Source organism: Paradesertivirga mongoliensis (genome assembly GCF_024436395.1).
GTDB lineage: Bacteria > Bacteroidota > Bacteroidia > Sphingobacteriales > Sphingobacteriaceae > Paradesertivirga > Paradesertivirga mongoliensis.
The window spans coordinates 18986-38025 of the sequence record NZ_JAFMZO010000004.1; the positions used below are offsets into that span (position 1 = coordinate 18986).

General features: G+C 45.1%; 12 protein-coding genes. 7 read left to right on the top strand and 5 right to left on the bottom strand.

From position 1 onward, the window contains the following. Positions 1–2 precede the first annotated feature (2 nt). Complete coding sequence (locus J3P43_RS15525; RefSeq protein ID WP_255904096.1) at positions 3–2429, bottom strand: TonB dependent receptor; 2427 nt, start codon at positions 2427–2429, stop codon at positions 3–5. A gap of 131 nt (positions 2430–2560) precedes the next feature. Beyond that, a complete protein-coding gene (locus tag J3P43_RS15530; RefSeq protein WP_255904098.1) occupies positions 2561–3181 on the bottom strand; it encodes an HPP family protein in 621 nt (206 codons plus the stop codon). A 144-nt stretch (positions 3182–3325) separates the two neighbouring features. Between J3P43_RS15530 and xth the strand changes: the two genes are divergently transcribed. The 3 genes from xth (at position 3326) to J3P43_RS15545 (ending at position 7516) form a co-directional block, all read left to right on the top strand. Next, positions 3326–4108: an exodeoxyribonuclease III gene (xth, locus tag J3P43_RS15535; protein WP_255904100.1), complete on the top strand. Its 783-nt coding sequence runs from the start codon at positions 3326–3328 to the stop codon at positions 4106–4108. 184 nt (positions 4109–4292) lie between these two features. Continuing rightward, the gene (locus tag J3P43_RS15540) at positions 4293–7220 is read left to right on the top strand and encodes a PAS domain-containing sensor histidine kinase (protein WP_255904102.1); all 2928 of its coding nucleotides are present in this window, start codon (positions 4293–4295) and stop codon (positions 7218–7220) included. 59 nt (positions 7221–7279) lie between these two features. Further along, positions 7280–7516 carry a hypothetical protein gene (locus tag J3P43_RS15545; protein ID WP_255904104.1) on the top strand — a complete coding sequence of 79 codons (237 nt, stop codon included), beginning with the start codon at positions 7280–7282 and terminating at the stop codon, positions 7514–7516. A gap of 106 nt (positions 7517–7622) precedes the next feature. On the opposite strand, the gene J3P43_RS15550 is transcribed toward J3P43_RS15545, so the two are convergent. Continuing rightward, complete coding sequence (locus J3P43_RS15550; RefSeq protein WP_255904106.1) at positions 7623–9671, bottom strand: M13 family metallopeptidase; 2049 nt, start codon at positions 9669–9671, stop codon at positions 7623–7625. A 199-nt stretch (positions 9672–9870) separates the two neighbouring features. Between J3P43_RS15550 and J3P43_RS15555 the strand changes: the two genes are divergently transcribed. Both J3P43_RS15555 and J3P43_RS15560 read left to right on the top strand, forming a co-directional pair. After that, the gene (locus tag J3P43_RS15555; RefSeq protein WP_255904108.1) at positions 9871–11325 is read left to right on the top strand and encodes an MATE family efflux transporter; all 1455 of its coding nucleotides are present in this window, start codon (positions 9871–9873) and stop codon (positions 11323–11325) included. Between the two features lie 209 nt (positions 11326–11534). Then, positions 11535–14564, top strand: a complete 3030-nt coding sequence (locus J3P43_RS15560) for an eCIS core domain-containing protein (RefSeq protein WP_255904110.1) — start codon at positions 11535–11537, stop codon at positions 14562–14564. 176 nt (positions 14565–14740) lie between these two features. Here J3P43_RS15560 and J3P43_RS15565 read toward each other — a convergent pair whose 3' ends face one another. Further along, positions 14741–15706: a DMT family transporter gene (locus J3P43_RS15565; protein ID WP_255904112.1), complete on the bottom strand. Its 966-nt coding sequence runs from the start codon at positions 15704–15706 to the stop codon at positions 14741–14743. Positions 15707–15862: 156 nt separating this feature from the next. Here J3P43_RS15565 and J3P43_RS15570 point away from each other — a divergent pair, with 156 nt between their 5' ends. Next, complete coding sequence (locus J3P43_RS15570; protein WP_255904114.1) at positions 15863–17101, top strand: polysaccharide deacetylase family protein; 1239 nt, start codon at positions 15863–15865, stop codon at positions 17099–17101. Positions 17102–17189: 88 nt separating this feature from the next. On the opposite strand, the gene J3P43_RS19595 is transcribed toward J3P43_RS15570, so the two are convergent. Next, entirely contained in the window at positions 17190–17387 is a 198-nt protein-coding gene (locus J3P43_RS19595; RefSeq protein WP_305121789.1) for a hypothetical protein, read from the bottom strand. A 145-nt stretch (positions 17388–17532) separates the two neighbouring features. Between J3P43_RS19595 and J3P43_RS15580 the strand changes: the two genes are divergently transcribed. Continuing rightward, positions 17533–18984, top strand: coding sequence for an RtcB family protein (locus J3P43_RS15580; protein WP_255904116.1), 1452 nt, complete (start codon positions 17533–17535; stop codon positions 18982–18984). Positions 18985–19040 lie beyond the last annotated feature (56 nt).

Below are 19040 nucleotides of genomic sequence, written 5' to 3' on the forward strand. Positions count from 1 at the left end.
ATCTAATTCTTCATCCTGTTCGCTTCGGATTCCAATCCGGTAGACCGGCGTCTTTCCGGCTTAATATCTTTGCTTCCAAACCGGTAGCTTAAACTGAAGTTTAATACACGGCTTTCCCATTTATTGTTAAAGTTAAAGTCCATGTTGGCAAAATTAGTCGAGCCACGGTTCCGCATACTGTTAAAAATATCGTTCAGATTTAACTTTAAACTCAGCTTATTATTCTCGAATGATTTTTTCAGGCCAGCATTAACATAAGGAGAGTTTCTGATTTTGAAGATCCCATATTGCAGGGGCGACATATACCAGGAGGAAAGTTCTGCGCCAAGGGTTTTAGTTATCGTAATCTGGTTGTCTACGTTAACCTGAAATACTGTCTGACTGGCTTTCAGGCGCTCACCGAGTACATCGGCTGTAAAACCCATATTAAATACCTGCGTATTGCTGTTAAGATTCCACCATTTTGCCAGTTTTATGGGGGCATATATATTTAATGAATAAACTGTTTGATTGTCCAGGTTTCTTTCCATTACAAAAGTTTCCTTGGTCGCATCGTTTTGTTCGGTAACTTGTGTCATTACATTACGCGTTTTACTGTAACTCAGTGTAGCAGTGGTTGATCCCTTATAGGTATAAGATATTTGAGATGAGTTGGTAAATTGCGGGTTCAATAAAGGGTTGCCTTGCTCAAACGTATATTTATCTAACAGAAAGATAAAGGGATTTAATTTATCATAACCCGGCCGGTCTATCCTTCTGCTATACGACGCCCCCAGCTGATGATCTTTGCCGAGTTTCTGACTTAACGAAATGCTTGGAAAAAACTCAATATAATCTCTTTTCACCTCTTTGCTGATAGTGACAGAATTGCCGTTGGAATTAGTGTGCTCGGCGCGTAGTCCCATCTGTAAACTGGTGTTTTTGTAAGTTTTATTCAGGTTCAGATAAGCTGCATTGATATTCTCTTTGTAAATAAAATGGTTTGACCTGTTCTTGTCGGGGTTCCATGTAGATCCGGTTAACGTAGAGAACCTGAGGTTATTATCAGTAGTTACCCAGCTGCTTTTCCAGCCGGCTTCAAGTTTTAAAGATTTAGATAGCGGATGGGTATAATCCAGTTTGCCCGAAAGTATTTCAATCTCGGCAGGGGCAAGGTTGTTAATAAATTCTACCGGAGGACTATTACTGAAATTAAGATAATAGCTATCGCGAAATTCGTTCAGCTCGCCATTGTATTTAGAATAGTCGGCGTCAATGGTGAGTTCGCGGCCCGAGGTATCGAGGGTGGTTTTAAAATTCAGATTATATGCGTTGTTAGCATAGTGCTGTTTGTTTCGGCCGGCAACATTGATGGCGCTGTCTACCGCACTTACCTGGTTGAATATTGATGTTCCGCTGGCCGTTTTTTCATCTGCCGAATTATTATAGCCGTTTACTAACACACCAATAGTGGTGTTTTTATTTAAAAATAAGTCTATCCCAGCCTTGTAGCCGTTGTTATTTCTCCGGGCATTCCAAACGTTATTCTGTTCAAAGTTTGTTATAATACCAGCAGCCGTAACCTTCCTGTTAAGTTCAAAATCGCTTTTACTTCCCCTGTTGCTGTAGTTATAATTCCCGAACAGATTGATCTTGCCTTTTCTGAAATTTAGATTGGTGCTGCCATTGTATTTAGAAGTTCTGCCATAGCCCGAGCCTAAATTGATACTTCCGTTAACCCCCATGCTTTTATCCCGCTTAGTTTTAATGTTAATAATTCCGCCATTTCCGGCAGCATCATACTTGGCAGAGGGGTTTGTAATCAGCTCAATCGTTTCAATCTGGGTACTTTGCATAGCCCGGAGCATGTTGGCAAGATCGGCATTGCTCATATAGGTCGGCTTCCCGTCAATCATCACCAATACACTGTTCTTGCCGTTCATAGAGATATTGTCGTCTTTGTCCAGCGATACGCCCGGTGCTTTTCTCAAAACTTCCAGAGCGGTGTTGCCTTCCGCAACTGCACTTCCCTCAACATTTACAATAAGTTTATCGGCTCGCCGTTCAACGAAAGGCTTTTTTATGGTTACCGTAACTTCTTTCAAGCTTTTGCTGGCTCTTTGCAGTGCAATCACCGGAACCTCAACAGTATTTCCGGAGCTTTTAGAAATAGGTTTGCTAAACGCCTTCTCATATCCCACGGCGGTCACAGAAATAAGCAGATCGACAGTGTCGCTAATATCAAATTTATAGATTCCAAGGGCATCTGTCAGAGAGGTTTTCAGTAAAGCCGAGTCGCGGGCTTTAAGTAGAGCGACTGTTACAAACTCTGCGGCTGCCCGTTTCTCATCGGTTACCTTTCCACTGATACTTTTGTTCTGGGCTTGAGTGTTGTTTGCGGAGGCCAGCATAATAATTACGCACAACGCCGGAAGCAGGATATTCTTCATGACATTTATTAGTTAGGCAGATATTGCAGAATCAAAACCATATTACGATAGATAAGACGGCTAATCTTCCAATCGGTTACACAGTTTTTTTCTTTTATGAGGATAGATTAAATGCTGCACTCAAAACTGGTTTACTGGTGCTCACCAGGCTTTCGCGTTTGGGCAGGCTGTTTCCGGTAACTTCGTTTCCAGACCTTATACCAGTATTTATTTGCCGGATAATTGCGGTTAGGAGTGGCGTTATTGCATACCAGAGCTACGGCGAGCATAAGTAATACACCGGTTAGTACCGGACTAAGAACATAGTAATACCCCAATGCGTGGATTTTTGGTGACCCAATATTGGCAATAAGAGCCGTGGCTCCGCCAGGCGGATGGAGCGTCTTTGTCATTTGCATTAATACAATCGATACTGAAACGGATAAGGCTGCGGCCAGCCAGAGGTTATCAGCGACAAGTAAATGCACTGAAACGCCGACGAAAGCACTGATCAGGTGTCCTCCGATTAAATTCCGTGGTTGCGCAAGCGGGCTATTCACAATTCCGTAAATTAATACAGACGATGCTCCGAATGAGCCGATTAGAAACATGTTATCATTGCTGCTGAAAAACCTGCTTTGCATCAATCCAATTAAGGCAATGCCCGTAAAGGCGCCCAGAAAGGTCCAGATATGTTCCTTAAGATCAATGAGTGTTTCTTTGTATAGTACATATCTGGTTTTTCTTACCTGTCGTGTAATCCGCTGCTTCATATTGAAGGGGGCAAAAATAGAAATTCGAATGATGTATGGCGCTGAAATCTTGAATTATGCGCCCGAAAAAAGAAACTGACATTTTTTAGCTGTTTTAATTCGAAAATCAGGATGTTTGCTTTTACTGAAAAATCCAGATTTGATATGAAAATCGCCACCTATAACGTTAACGGAATCAACGGTCGCTTGCCTGTGCTTCTGCGCTGGCTCAAGGAATCTGCCCCAGACATTGTGTGTTTGCAGGAGTTGAAGGCCCCTCAGGAAAAATTCCCGGAAACGGCGATCAGCGAAGCTGGATACCAGGCCATCTGGCATGGTCAAAAGAGCTGGAACGGTGTTGCCATACTCTCAAGAATTGGTGCTCCTGAAGAGATCAATAAAGTGCTTCCCGGCGACGATGATGATACACAGAGTCGCTTTATCGAAGCGAATGTTAGTGGTATCAGGGTCGTCTGCTTGTATTTGCCCAATGGAAATCCTGCTCCGGGACCCAAATTTGACTATAAATTGGGTTGGTTTGAACGATTGAAGATCCATGCCCGCGAACTTCTCAAACTGGACGGTCCGGTGGTTATCACGGGCGATTATAATGTGATGCCTACTGACCTGGATGTTTACAAACCTGAGCGATGGCTGGACGATGCACTGTTCAGACCCGAGGTGCGTCAACATTTTAAAGAACTTATAGAGCAGGGCTGGACCGATGCTATCCGTAAACTTCAGCCCGGAGAAAAGATCTACACCTTTTGGGATTATTTCCGAAACGCTTATGCCAGAGATGCAGGTTTACGAATAGACCATTTTCTGCTCAACCCGGTTCTGGAAAAGCGACTGCTTGCGGCGGGCGTCGACCGGGATGTACGGGGATGGGAGAAAACAAGCGATCATGCTCCGGTATGGATCGAGATTGGTGACCAGGAACGATAATTACGTGCTTTTAGCAGCGCTCAGAAGAGAGCCTGTTCTTTAAAATGTAAGAGTAGATACCGTTAGCTGAAAGTAAGAAAAGAAGCGCGAGTCGAAACGACCTTTCGCATTTACAACCTCTTTAAATTTTGCTTTGTTGGATATTTAGGGTCAGATATTGTATTTTAGGGCGTCTATTTACCTTATGATATTATCCGATCCGCTTTTTCAAGCGCTTTTTACATCAGCTTTGCCAAAAATTATCGTCAAAGCTAATGCTCCAAAGTTCACATTTGTGCAGAGCAATGAAGCTTATAAACTGGCAAGCAACCTTGATGGACATGACCTTAGCGGCAGGTCTTTGGAGGATGTTTTTGGCCCCACCTCGAGCACACTACTAATTAAAGCATTAACAGAAGCGCAGCATTCAAATAAAGCGGTGCTTATCTCGCTTTCCGAGTCGCCGGCCCGTCAGCCCGCGGTTTGCCAATCTGAAATTATACCTCTTGGAGGAAACCGGCAAAAACCAGAATATCTTCTTATAGCCATGCAAGATATGGCCGGGATCGCTTTAAAGCAACAGGCTATAGACGAAGGTCTTGAAAGGGAACGGATTCTTAACGAAGAGTTGACGGCCGAAAAGGCGGCGCTGAACAGGCTGGTCGATGAGCTCCGCAGTTCTCAGGAAAAGTTATTCAATCTCAATCAAACGCTCGAAGATCAATTTAAACATCGCACGGAAGAATTAAGAGCAAGCGAAACAACGTTTAGAAACCTGGTTGAACAGGCTCCCGTTGCAATTGCGCTCTTAAGCGGCGAAGGCCTGGTGGTCGGCGCGGCAAATCCTAAGATACTTACAATTTGGGGTAAAGATGAACATCAGGTGATGGGAAAGCCTATCCTGGAGGCGCTGCCTGAAATGGAGGGCCAGGTCTATCCGCAAATTTTAAAACAGGTTTTTGAAACCGGTATTCCCTATGAAGGCAAAGAAGCCGAAGTGGACCTGATAAGAAATAACATCAGGGAAACGGGATATTTCAATTTCATAAACTATCCCATAAGGGCGGCCGCAGGAAACATTGAGGGCGTTATGGTAGTCGCCACCGAAGTAACCGGACAAGTACTTGCAAAAAAACGAACCGAAGAAAGTGAACGAAATCTTCATGATTTGATAATGAGGGCCCGTTATCCTTTAATGATCCTTAGGGGCAGGGAATGGGTGGTCGAAATCGCAAATCAGCAAATAGCCGATCTCTGGGCCACACCGCTTTCTCAGATTACCGGCCGGCGACTCCTTGATATTCTTCCGGAACTGGCCGATCAGCCATTTCCGGAATTGTTAAGCAAGGTATATAGTTCCGGCGAAGCCTACGGACAGGAAGAAGAGTCGTTTTATTTAAAGAGCGCCGAGGGGCCGGTTGAGAAGTTTGTCAGTTTTCACTACGATCCACTGTTTGATGATCATCAAAAGGTTGTGGGAATCATTGTTAGTGCTAACGATATCACAGAGGTGGTAAGATCGCGGCACCTGCTCGAAGAAAGTAACAGACAACAGAAAGTTCTTAATGAAGAACTCGAAGATGCAAACGAAGAGTTAGCGGCTGCGAACGAAGAACTGGCAGCCTCTAATGAGGAACTTATCCAGTCGCAGGAAGCCTTGTTAAATACTAACAGAGATCTTTCCGAAAGTGAATTACGTTTCCGGCACCTGGTGCAGCAGGCGCCGGTTGCAATCAGTATTTTACGCGGCCGCGAATTGGTAATCGAAACCGCGAACGACCAGGTACTGCGCATTTGGGGCAAGAAGCAGAATATTATCGGTAAGGCCCTGCATAACGCTCTGCCAGAACTCCGGGGGCAACATTTTCTGAACGTCCTCGATGATATTTTCAAAACAGGAGAGGCCTATTACGGGAATGAAGAGAAGGCTTTACTCGATCATGATGGTGAACTGCTGGAAGGTTATTACAACTTCATTTTCCAGCCAGTTAAAAATGACCTTGGCGAGACTGGTGCAATTATGATTGTGGGCATTGATATCACCGATCAGGTAAATGCTAAGAAAGAACTTGAACGGGTGTATGAGCAGGCCAGTCTTTCCAAAAAGGCCGCCGAACTGGGAACCTTTGATATGGACCTGATCAAAGGCACCATGGAATGGGATGCCCGTTGCCGGGAGCTTTTTGGAATTTCACATCAAAAGCCGGTTAGTTATGAACACGATTTTGTACCCGGATTGCACGAGGCGGACAGAGAAAGAGTTACTGCATTAATAGAGTCCCTGTTCGATAAAGAGATTAGTAACGGCGAGTATGATGTAGAATATCGAACCGTCGGAATGGAAGACGGTAGGTTGCGTTGGGTGCGGGCGAAAGGTAAGGTATTCTTTAACGAGAGAGGCGAACCAGTTCGGTTTATAGGTTCTGTACTGGATATAACTGATCAAAAGCGTGATGAACAGCGTAAGAATGACTTCATAGGTATGGTAAGCCACGAGCTTAAAACCCCTCTTACGTCACTAAAAGCGTATATCCAATTGCTTCACAGAGCCGCAATAGGGCACCAGGATCCGTCAGCTCTTAAGGCGCTACGTCAGGCAGAAAAGCAGATTAAAAAAATGACCAATATGATAAGCGGTTTCCTTAATCTGTCCCGGCTCGAATCGGGAAAGCTTTACCTTGATCTGGCCGATGTAAATTTAAACGCACTTATCCAGGAGGTGATTGATGATATGAAACTCACCGTTCCCGGACATACCTTCGCTTTCAGACCTTCCGGAGCTATTCACACTCAGGTAGATATCGAAAAGATCATCCATGTGATTTCGAACCTTTTGAGTAATGCCGTAAAATATTCTCAGGATGGCGGTTTTATTGAAATCAGTACCGAGTTAAACAAGGATTTTGTTATTGTAACCATTAAAGATGACGGTATTGGAATTGATTCCAATCATCTCGATAAACTCTTCGACCGCTATTACCGTGTCGAAAGAACAAACACCAGGTACATCTCGGGTTTCGGGATAGGGTTATATCTTTGTGCAGAGATCATTCATCTGCATAACGGACGTGTCTGGGTCGAAAGCGAAGTGGGCCATGGATCTACCTTTTATTTTAGCCTGCCAATAATTTGATTTTCTTTTTCTTATCAGAACAATGAAACCTCCGGGCTGCTTATAGAGTAAAAGAGCGAATGGTAAATAAATCTTTAGCCATTAATTTGTGGCAGGTTATTTCGGTAAGAAACGATAGAGAATACTTTTCATTTTATAAAACCGTGCTTTTAAATAAAAAGCCGGTAGCCATTCAAATCGACAATTCTGAGTTTAAACAACTGGCAGGCCGCTTATGGTCGAACAAGTCTGATAACCGCACCGAACAAAATAATTCATCCCATCAATTTAATAATTCGGGTTTTAGCGAGGTTTAAGCCTATTTCCCGGACCGCCGGATTTTTTGTCTTTCATAAATAAAGCGCTCCCCGATATTCGTATATCTGAGAGCGCTTTACATTTGTATTCTACACTCTTCGGTTTTTACCAAATTTTGATCCGGTCTTCCGGCTTTTTGTAAAGTTTATCTCCCGGCTGCACATTAAATGCTTTGTACCAGGCATCCATATTAACCGGAGCGCCAATGGTACGGTACTGGCCGGGCGAATGGCTGTCGACAATAATCATCTGGGCCGCCGTCTCTGGCAAAATATTACCTCTCCATACCTGCGCCCAGGAAAGAAAGAATCTCTGATCGGGGGTAAAACCGTCAATCTTCTGGTCCGACTGGCCCTGTTCGGTCATTTTGAATGCTTCATAAGCTGCATTTAATCCGCCCAGGTCTCCAATGTTCTCACCCAAAGTAAGTTTCCCATTTACATGCAGTGTGTCGAGTACCGTATAGTCGTCAAACTGTTTCTGAAGCGCTTCTGCCTTTGCTTTGAACTTTGCGCGGTCTTCATCAGTCCACCAGTTACGCAGGGTACCATCTTTATCATACTGACTGCCCGAGTCGTCAAAGCCGTGCGAAATTTCGTGGCCGATAACAGCACCAATGCCGCCATAATTTACCGCATCGTCGGCATTAGGGTCAAAAAACGGAAATTGTAGTATCCCTGCGGGAAATACTATTTCGTTGTTTACTGGATTGTAATAGGCGTTTACGGTTGGCGCAGTCATGCTCCACCTTGTTTTATCAACAGGCTTACCTAATCGCTGAACCATATCGTTATAGCTCCAGATCTCAGCATTTTTGAGATTCGCGAAGAAGGTGTTTTTGTTTATCAGCAGGCCATCATAGGTTTTCCATTTTTCGGGGTAAGCTATTTTGGGTGTAAAGGCATGGAGCTTGTCCAATGCTTTTCGTTTGGTAACGTCGCTCATCCAGTCGAGCCCTTTTATGCGTATTTCGTAAGCTTTAACCAGGTTGTTAACCAGCGTTTGCATCCGGGCTTTCGCTTCGGGCTTAAAATATTTTGCAACATACAGCTGGCCCAATAGCTCTCCTAAAGTATTGTCGGTTAACGACGACATGCGTTGCCAGCGTGGCGTTTGCACTTTCTGGCCGGTAAGCACCTTGTTAAACTCGAAGTTTGCATTTGCAAACGCAGAACTGAGATACGGTGCGGCGCTTTTTAGTACGTTCCATTGCAGGTAAGGCTGCCAATCGCGAACGGGGGTAGCGGCCACCAGATTATTGAGTTCGCTAAAGAATTTCGGGTTATTTACCAAAATAGAATCTTGTCCGCTTACCCTCATTTTTGGAAGCAACTGTGTCCAATTTATGTTGGGAGTAAGTTTACTAAGATCGGTCAGCGCAAATTTATTGTAGGTTTTTTGAGGGTCGCGTAATTCAACCCGGCTTAATTGCGCTTCTGCCAGTTTCGTCTCCAGCCGGATAATAGTTTCCGCGTTTATTTTTGCCGCTTCCGCTGAACTTCCGGTAAGAGTGAATAACGTGCTGATATAATTTTTGTAAGCCTCTCTGATCTTCAAACTGCGGGCATCATTTTTTAAATAATAGTCGCGATCAGGTAAGGTCGTCCCGCCCTGACTTAATTGAGAGATCATATTTGTTACATTTTTACGATCTTGAGCAACATAAAAGCCAAACAACGGAGAACCGGCGCCGTAAGTCCGCATCCCTGCAACCTCATTCAAAACCGCATTGATATCTTTAACCGAACCAGCTCTTTGCAAGTCTGACTTGATCGGGCTGAATCCAAGCTTTTCTATAGCCACACTGTCCATGCCCGATGTATAGAAATCGCCAACACGTCTCTCCACCGAACCCGGAGCAGCCTTAGTGTTTTTCGCCGCATCCGTTAGCAAGCTTTTTACGGCATTAATGTTAAAGTCGCGAAGCACGTTGAAGCTTCCCCAGCGGGTTTCTTTAGCCGGTACCGGATTGTTTTTTATCCAGGTACCGCTGGCATAGGTGTAAAAATCATCACCTGGTTTAACACTGGTATCCATATGAGATGGATCAATGAATTTTGTTTTCCCGGCTACGGAAGTACTGGATTGAGCCAGCACAGCCGTGTTAAAAAGAATCGCTGAAAACGAAACCAGTATATTAAAATTGATCTTCATTTGAAAGTTTTATACGTGAATTATATGTTAACACAGGTTTTCTGAAAAAGTGACAGATCGATGGTAAAAAAGCGATGTCAAATCTATGGTGACTGTCGCAATACCCCCGTTTTTTGTCAAATTACACACCTTAATCCTAAACGGCTGTTTTCTACTTTTATTGAATCGGCCAAACAAAAAATGCAAATTTGCATACCCGATGAAAACCTGTACAATGAAAGAGACCAGCAACAATACTGCAGTAATTGATCAAAACCTGCCATCAAAAAAGGATTCCATATGGCAGCATCTGAAAAACGCCATCCGGGGCACCGAAGAGGATTACACGGCGATTCCTATGAAAAAAGCCATTTTCCTCCTGGCCGTGCCTATGATCCTCGAATTGGTGATGGAGTCGACCTTCGCTGTAGTTGATATTTATTTTGTAAGCAAGCTGGGCCCCTCCGCTGTGGCTACCGTTGGCCTTACCGAAACCTACCTGTTTCTGCTTTATTCCATTGGCATGGGATTGGCCATGTCGGTTACCGCTATCATTGCACGAAGGGTGGGAGAAAAGAATATGCAGGATGCCGGTATTTCCGCTGTTCAATCTATTATGCTGGCTTTCCTGGCCTCTTTGCCCTTTGCGGTTGCCGGTATTTTCTTTGCCAAAGATATGCTTGCGCTGATGGGTGCAGATCAATGGGCCATAGAGCATGGTTACCATTATACCAAATGGATGCTTGGAGGGAACGTTGTGATTATGCTCTTATTTGTAATCAATGCCATTTTTCGGGGAGCCGGCGACGCGGCCGTTGCCATGCGTATCCTTTGGATCGCAAACGGTATAAACATTATTCTATGTCCTGTCCTGATCTTTGGCTTTGGTCCCATCCCTGCATTAGGTATTGAGGGAGCAGCTATAGCAACCAATATCGGTCGCGGAACCGGAGTGCTCACCCAGCTCTGGATTCTCTTTAAAGGCGGGAAACATATTAAGGTAGCTTATTCGCAAATCAGGCTAAATGTGAAAAGTATGCTTACAATTCTGCGGACATCACTCGGCGGCATTGGCCAGATGATTGTAGCCATGACTTCCTGGATCTTTCTCATGCGAATACTTGCCGAAGTAGGAAGTGAAGCCGTTGCTGGTTCAACCATTGCCATTCGCATTATGATGTTTACCATGATGCCGGCCTGGGGGCTCTCAAATGCCGCTGCCACACTGGTGGGTCAGAACCTTGGAGCCGGTAATCCCGATCGGGCCGAATCTGCCGTATGGAAAACGGGCCGCTATAATATGGTTTTCCTGGTGGGGGTTTCTATTGTTTATTTCTTTTTTAATGATGGTTTGATGCAGATTTTTACCGACGACCCCGAGGTAATTGCGGTGGGGGCCGAATGGCTCCGCATACTTTCTTTCTCTTATTTTGTTTATGGATGGTGGATGGTGTCTACCCAGGCTTTTAACGGGGCAGGCGATACCAAAACACCGACATATATTAACCTTGTATTTTTCTGGTTAATCCAGATCCCGCTTTCTTATTATCTGGCAATTATGCTTGGGTGGCAGCAATCCGGCGTGTTTTGGGCCGTATTCATTTCAGAAACTTCTGTCGGTTTGTTCACGCTATGGCTGTTTAACAGGGGGGGATGGAAGACCGTGAAGGTATAGAAGCGCTCGCTTCGAACAGCTTTTTGCAAGCCTTTTTCTTTTGAAATATACGCTGAACCATTCTGGCTTCAAGTTGTTATGTTTTACTGATATTCAGTATATTAGATATTGGTTGCAGCCTGGTTTGGCTACCTGGCCTGCACGTCCGAAGAAAGTTGTTTAGCTGCACGGAACCTGCTTCTGTAGCTTTAATCGTTTATACTGCCTCAATGAAAGCTACCAGACGAAGAACACGGCCTTTAACCGCCCGACAAAAAACTCCATCCCCCGGAAAAGACTCCGAACTGCCTTTTTTTAGAAAGGAAGCTGACGGGCCTGGCTTTTTTGATAGATCCAGTAATTTTTTTGGTGCCCGGCCTCAGGTTCATAGAAGCTGTGCAGATTGCGAGGAGTCTGATGATAAAGAAGCGCTTCAAAGAAAGAGATTCGAATCATCCCTAAACGACTCGAAGGGGCAGGGCTCGGCTTTGCCTGGGCCAACGAAAGGTTTCATGGAAAATACCTTTCATCGTAATTTTTCCAATGTCCGCATACATTCGGGAACCCCGGCATCAATTATGAGCCGACAGATTCATGCCAAAGCCTTCACCCATCAGCAAGATATTTATTTCGACGAAGGCCAGTACGCGCCAGAAACTTCCGAGGGGAAGAGCCTGCTGGCTCATGAATTGACACACGTTGTTCAGCAAGGCAATTCCCAGTCAGGCAGCTTGCAAAAACAGGACGATGAGAAAGAATTGCCCGCGGTTCAACGAGAAGAGGAGGATAAAGCCGTCGAATCCTCGGGAGATGCGGGGACCGAAAGCGGGGAAAAGGTTTTCAACGACAAGGATCCTGAATTTGTTTTAGTTGAATTTATGTCGAAACTGGATGCAGTGGCGGCACAGAACGCTACCGGAACTCAGGATGAAAATACCGGCGATGCTTCCGGAGCAGATCCTACAGAGGAGGACAAACAGTTAGAGTACGAACTTAACGAAGCCAAGGACTGGCTGGGAAGCGGGGCTCAGGCTTTCAGGAAACGGCTTTTGATCGAAACGGAGTTGATGAGGCTCGACGACGGCGGCTACCGTCAGAGCGTGATCGATACCTATTACGCAGAGGAGGGCGGAGGACCGGTTTATCTCGATGCAGTCAAGGCGAATATCGATACGCAGTCATCCGGCGAAGCCGAAACCATGAACCGCCTGAATGTGAACATCGGCCTCGGTTTAACGCCTGAAAACTTTATTGATAACTGGTACATCATCGGAAAGAACGCGGCCGATGCTTTTCCGCAATTCTCCTGGGAGATTGTAAGGCCTTTGATTACGCCGGCAGATTACATCGGACAAAATATTACGTTCGGTTTTAGCTCGAGTCAAAAGGACTATTATGCAAGTATGAATTCGCTGAGTGTCGACATGTCGTACAACGGTCTGCCTGTATCTTTTATCCCCTCGCTTAGTCTGAGTTATTATTCGCTTGTCAAATCAAAAGCTGCTCCTTCCCTGATCAAAATGCCGCAGAAGGCATGGATGTACGATCACTTTTTCTCGCCCGAAGAGGTTGATCTGCATTCGGAAACGATGAAGAAGTACGTCCACGCTCTGGTAGCCTATGCCGATTTTTCTTTCCGCTCTGCCGTATACCAGGAATGGATAAAAGCCGGGATATTCAAATGGCAAAGCTTTAACGCCATGAGTATTCACCTTTTCAGAAAACAATATCCCAGCGGTTTTACCAAGGTCGACGACTTTTACCAGTTTGCCCACAAGGGGGCCTTCTCCGGCTTGGGTATAATTGGAGCAGCCTGGCTTCAGGATATTTATGCAGGCGGACGAAGCCCATATCTGGAGCTCAGCCTGCTGGCTCAAAAAGCACGCGAGAACGGCGAAAAGCACTTTATAACCTTCGGAACAAGCGCATTTAACGATTTTAATACATCGTTGACGAATGCCGATTACCGCATTGCCGGCCTCGGTAAAAATGAGCGTTTAGTGGAGGCGATAACCTGGTCGATTGAAAAAGGGTTTGCGGCACAGGGCATTACCGCGCTTCTGGCAAATCTCGATACAATTCTGATGGAGATCCTCAAGGATACGATAAAAGACAAGGCCAAGCGAAAAGCCATCATGACCGGCATCGGGATGGCAGGGCCCTGGGGGCGGGCAATCTCGTTGATCTATAATTTATGGGAGCTGTTTGAGGATACCAAAGATAAAATTGAATTAGCACTACTAATTAGTTCGTTTATTAAGCTTCTCGATGAGGCGCGCGAAACCACTAAAGTAACGGGTATGCAGCGCTCGTCGGCAAAACTTGCTCAGGCTTACGAAACCACGTTTCAGCTACTCATTCAGAAACTGGGCTCAATACTGATGGATAAGCTGCCAAAGGCCGCAGCTAAAAAAATTAAGGAAGGCAGCGACCGGAAGAACAAAATGTCGGAGGCTCAACGGATGAATTTGCTGGCAGAATCAGCAACTCAGGATGATGTAGCAAAGCTGGATGCCGACCACCTCGAAGCCGAAATGGAAACAGCGCTGAAAACCCGGCCCAGTAAGCCGGCAGAGCCCGATTCGGATTTCGATGCCATGGTAGTGCTCCCCAATTCTCATACCTGGAAGCGGAACAAAAAAACTGGAGTGTGGTGCCGCTCTTCAGCAGAGTGTAAAACCAGAACCCTCGACAAAGAATTTATCGACGAACTGGATGCCAAAGCCAATAATCTCGACGACGAGTTCAGCGAAATGGGCGGGTACGGGGTGAAGGATAATATACCTTTGCCGGAAACAGGAGTGTATAGGAACAATAAACCCGTCCGGCAAACCCAGAGAACTCAGTTACGAAGCCGTATGACCGCTCCCGCCTGGGCCAGCGGTGGCCGGGACTGGAACGCACATCACGTTATTCCCTGGGGGTTTTTAAATCATGGAACGTTTGATGTGCTGCGTAGTCATGGCGGATGGGATCACAACGATTTGGCCAACAGTTTGGCGCTGCCCACCCAGCGGGGAATAAAGGGCGCCGAGCACCTGCCGGTACACCAGGTTAGCTTAACCGATCTGCAGAATAAAGGTGCGTTTCACGATGTTACCTATCACGGCGTTTACAGCCAAAAAGTAAAGGCGAAACTCGATGCCATGCTGGATAAATTTGAACATGATCCTAAAAAATTGAGGGAGGAGGTTCACAAATTAATTCAGGATTTGAAAGCGAACGAACTTATATCGTCGAAAATGGCAACCTTATTTTAACAGAAATCGCTTTCGCGGGGTTGATAAGCCATGACTTGCTTTCTTTCCCATGGCCTGTGTCCCCACAGGCCATTTCTCATTAAACTCTTTCGCAGATTATGAATCTGAACTTACCGTCTTTCCTTCCATGGCCTGTGTCCCCACAGGTCATTTCTACTTTAAACCGCTTTCTCGGATTATGAATCTGAACTTACCTTCTGTATAGGCACTAAATTTTCGGTTTGTTTTTTATCAGTCTTAATACTCAGAATCAACACCCCAGCAACCACCAGTGCCGTCCCGGCAATTTGCTCAGCAAAAATAGCCTCCCCTAAAAAATAATGAGCCTGAATGATGGTAGATACCGGCCCCACACTCGATATAATGGCCACATTGTTCGATCCAATCTGTTTTAATGCGCTCGACAGCATAAACGTGGGAATTACTGTAGCGATTATAGCGAGCAGTACACCATACCACAGCAAACCTTCGGTTTCAAAAACCGCCGTCGATTTACCATCCAGCAGAAAGTGAATAAAAATGCCTGCTGTTGCCGAGAGCATGGCGTACGCTGTGAATTTTGACGCTCCAATTTGCGGAATCAGTCTGCCGCTGCCTACAATATAAATGGCATAGGTAATGGCACACAAGAAGATCAAAAGACTACCTGCGAAAAAGTTAGGGTTAACTGCATCGATCTTCAGTTCGCCGAAATATGCTAAACCAATGCCGGTATACGTAAGCAGGAGGGCTATTTTCTGATTAGTGTTAATTTTTTGCTTGTAAATAACTGCATTAATCAGCACCACAAATGTCGGATACAAAAACAAAATAAGCCGTTCGAGACCAGCCGAGATATATTGCAGTCCGATAAAATCGAACAGGCTGCTTAAATAATACCCAAACAAGCCCAAAAAGATCAGGTAGATCCATTGTTTACCCGACATCTTTAAATTCCCTTCTTTATTGCTGATGAGGAAAGCCGCGATAAGATAAAAGGGAAGAGAAAATATCATTCGAAGTGTGAGAAGTGAAAGAGCATCGACCTTTACTTCGGCAAAAGCCAGCTTTACCATAATGGCCTTGGTCGAAAATAATATTGCGCCAACAAATGCAATAATAAATCCCACAAGGGTTAATGGGTGTCTCGTTTTTATCATCATGAATCGCTATGGAGCGCAAAAATGGGGTTTTTATGGACGAATTGCCCGAAACGATAATAATTTTTCATTTCTGTGATTTTTGTCGTGGTGCACGGAGAATCGGGAGCGAATTCTCGTGTCTTCCCCACCGACCATTTTACCTGTTAATTTTGGCCTGTGGAGACACAGGCCACGGAAGAGGATCCTGGAGAGAATTCCCCGGGGTTAAATAATTTCGCATCCTCATACAATTTAATTGGCATTCACGTTACAATACATATTTTTGACAACGAATTAATCAGCCCCAATCATTTAATAATTCCAACTATGCTCTCATTCGGACGACAAGCTCTTATTGTATCCTTAGCCATTTCAAGTCTTTTTTCAATTTCCTGTTCTCAAAGTGGCAGCAAAACGCTATCGTCTGCAGATTCTGTAGATTCCAGCGCTTCCAAACCGGCAGAGACGGTGGTAGTTCAACCTAAAAATACTGATTACACACCTAACGAGCTGGGTAAGGTGATGGTTCTGGAATATCATCTCATCGGTTATCCCGAAGACAGATGGAGAAGAACTCCCGAAAATTTCAGGAAAGATCTGCAAATGCTTTACGATAACGATTTCTATCCGGTGTCGGTTCTGGATATCGCCCATGGTAATCTAAATGTGCCAGCAGGTAAAACTCCTTTTGCTATAACATTGGACGATTCGAGTGCAGGTCAGTTTAGATATATTGAGAAAGACGGTCAACTGGTGATCGACCCGAACTGTGCTTTGGGAATCATGGAAGATTTTAAAAAGAAACATAAAGATTTCCCGATCACAGCGTCCTTTTATGTACTTCCGGCCATTAAGCCAACTTTACGCCTTTTTGCTCAGCCCGAATATCAGAAGCAAAAGTTAGAATGGCTGGTAAAAAACGGATATGAAATAGGCAGTCATAACTGGTATCATTCGATGCTTTCTAAACTTACTGATGCCGAAGTTCAGAAGCACCTTTCCATGTTCGTAAAAGAAATCAAGGCTTTTATTCTTGATTACGAGGTGAGAACCATGGCTTTACCACTTGGAATGCATGCAAAAAATAGGGCTCTCGAGTCGAAAGGAGAGTTCGAAGGTATTAAATATAATCATCAGGCCGTTCTGTTGGTTGGATCTGTAAGCTCTGTATCGCCGTATTCCAAAGATTTTAAACCCCTGGCCATTCAACGGGTTCAGGCAGGAGAACACACCGAAAATCCTGAAACCTTTATGAAAATCCAGATAAAACATAAAACCCGCTTTGTTTCCGATGGCGATCCTAAAACCATCTCTGCTCCCGAGAAGATGAAGGATCAGCTTCGCCCGGGACTTGAGAAGAAATACGCCATTAAATGGATTAAAGAAGAGGAACCAGGGAAGCTGGCCCAGAACTAGGGCTTCTCGTGCCCAGCGTTGGTGTCCCACTAATAAATACGTTAGTCGTTTGTTGGTGGGGGCATCACTTTTACCCGTTATTGGAATCTTACCCATTAGGGGAAAATCTCCAGTTCACAAGCACCCGCAGATCGTTCACAAGCACCCGCAGATCGTTCACAAGCACCCGCAGATTGTTCACAAGCACCCGCAGATCGTTCACAAGCACCCGCAGCTTGTTCACAAGCACCTGCAGATCCTTCACAAGCACCTGCAGATCGTTCACAAGCACCTGCAGATCCTTCACAAGCACCCGTACTTAGTTCACAAGTACCCGCAATTGTTGCTGCGCTCAGGAAAAGCATCTATACGATCAACTTGCGAAACTCCCGGGGCCCTATTTTTGTTGCTCACAAAAAAGCCTTTATTACGAGGATTGTCTGTAAGTAAAGATGGAAAAAGAAAAGGTCAGCAATTCAGAGATCAGTGCTCTGGGCGTAATTGATATCGAACTCCTGGTTGAGTTTAGTCGCGTTGCTAACGGACTGCTCAAGCACGGGGTGATGTCCAAACACATCATTCTTTCTAACCTTGCATCCCTTCTAAACAACCCGGTTCCTTATGCACAGGAGCTACATGGTAAGTTTAGTAATCTTGCGGATAAAGTTATCCAGCTTCAAAACCAGGGAAGAATTGTCAAAGACGATCGCAATACCCTGCTAAGGGATAATGTTCCGGAATATCCGGTTTTTGGAAAAGAGCATATAGAATCCGGAGCGCTCGATCAAATGAACACCGCTATGAAATTGCCTGTCTCGGTAGCCGGCGCTTTAATGCCCGATGCGCATCATGGATATGGGCTGCCGATAGGCGGCGTTTTAGCAACAACAGTTAACACCATTATCCCCTTTGCGGTAGGGGTAGATATTGCCTGTCGCATGTGTTTAAGTGTTTTTGATCTTCCTGCAGAAACAGTAGACACTTCAAAAGATAAACTGAGAAAGTTACTGATAGACCATACGGTATTCGGTATGGGCGGAGTAACAAAAAAGCATTACGATACTTCCTTGTTTGATCGTCCGGAATGGAATGCCACTTCAGTAATCCGCTCGCTAAAAAATAAGGCTTATACCCAATTGGGTACTTCGGGAACAGGAAATCACTTTGTAGAATGGGGCGAGTTAAACGTCGCTCCGGGGGCTCTTGACGGATTGAGCGCCGGCAAATACCTTGCCCTCTTATCTCACTCGGGCTCACGCGGGTTTGGAGGAAGCATCGCAAACCACTATTCTGCTATCGCGATGAAAAAGACACACCTTCCTAAAGAAGCAAGACATCTGGCCTGGCTGGATATGAGCACTGAAGAAGGGCAGGAGTATTGGATTGCCATGAACCTGGCTGGGGATTACGCTTCTGCTAATCATCACGAAATACATAACAAAATTGCTAAGGCGATGGAGCTTCAGCCCGTTTTGCGGATTGAGAATCACCACAACTTCGCCTGGAAAGAAACTCTTGCCGACGGCACAGAGGTGATGGTCCATCGGAAGGGTGCCACGCCTGCTGGAAAGGGCGTTTTAGGAATTATTCCGGGTTCTATGAGTACTCCCGGATTTGTGGTAAAAGGAAAAGGTGAGGCCCGATCGATCAATTCTGCCTCTCACGGAGCAGGGCGTTTGATGAGCCGGAGCGCAGCGTTTAAAACTTTACAGCGTGATTTAGTTGAAGCAGAACTGCTCAATAAAAAGATTACCTTGTTGGGATCAGATCTGGATGAAGCGCCTATGGTTTATAAAAACATTCATGATGTGATGGCCGCACAAACCGATCTGGTAGAAATTCTCGCCGAATTCCAACCCAGAATTGTAAAAATGGCGGCCCCGAAAGAGAAGCCCGAAGATTGAACATTGTAAATGTGAAAAATAGCCTGGACTATACTTGTTTTAACCGCCTACTTTAA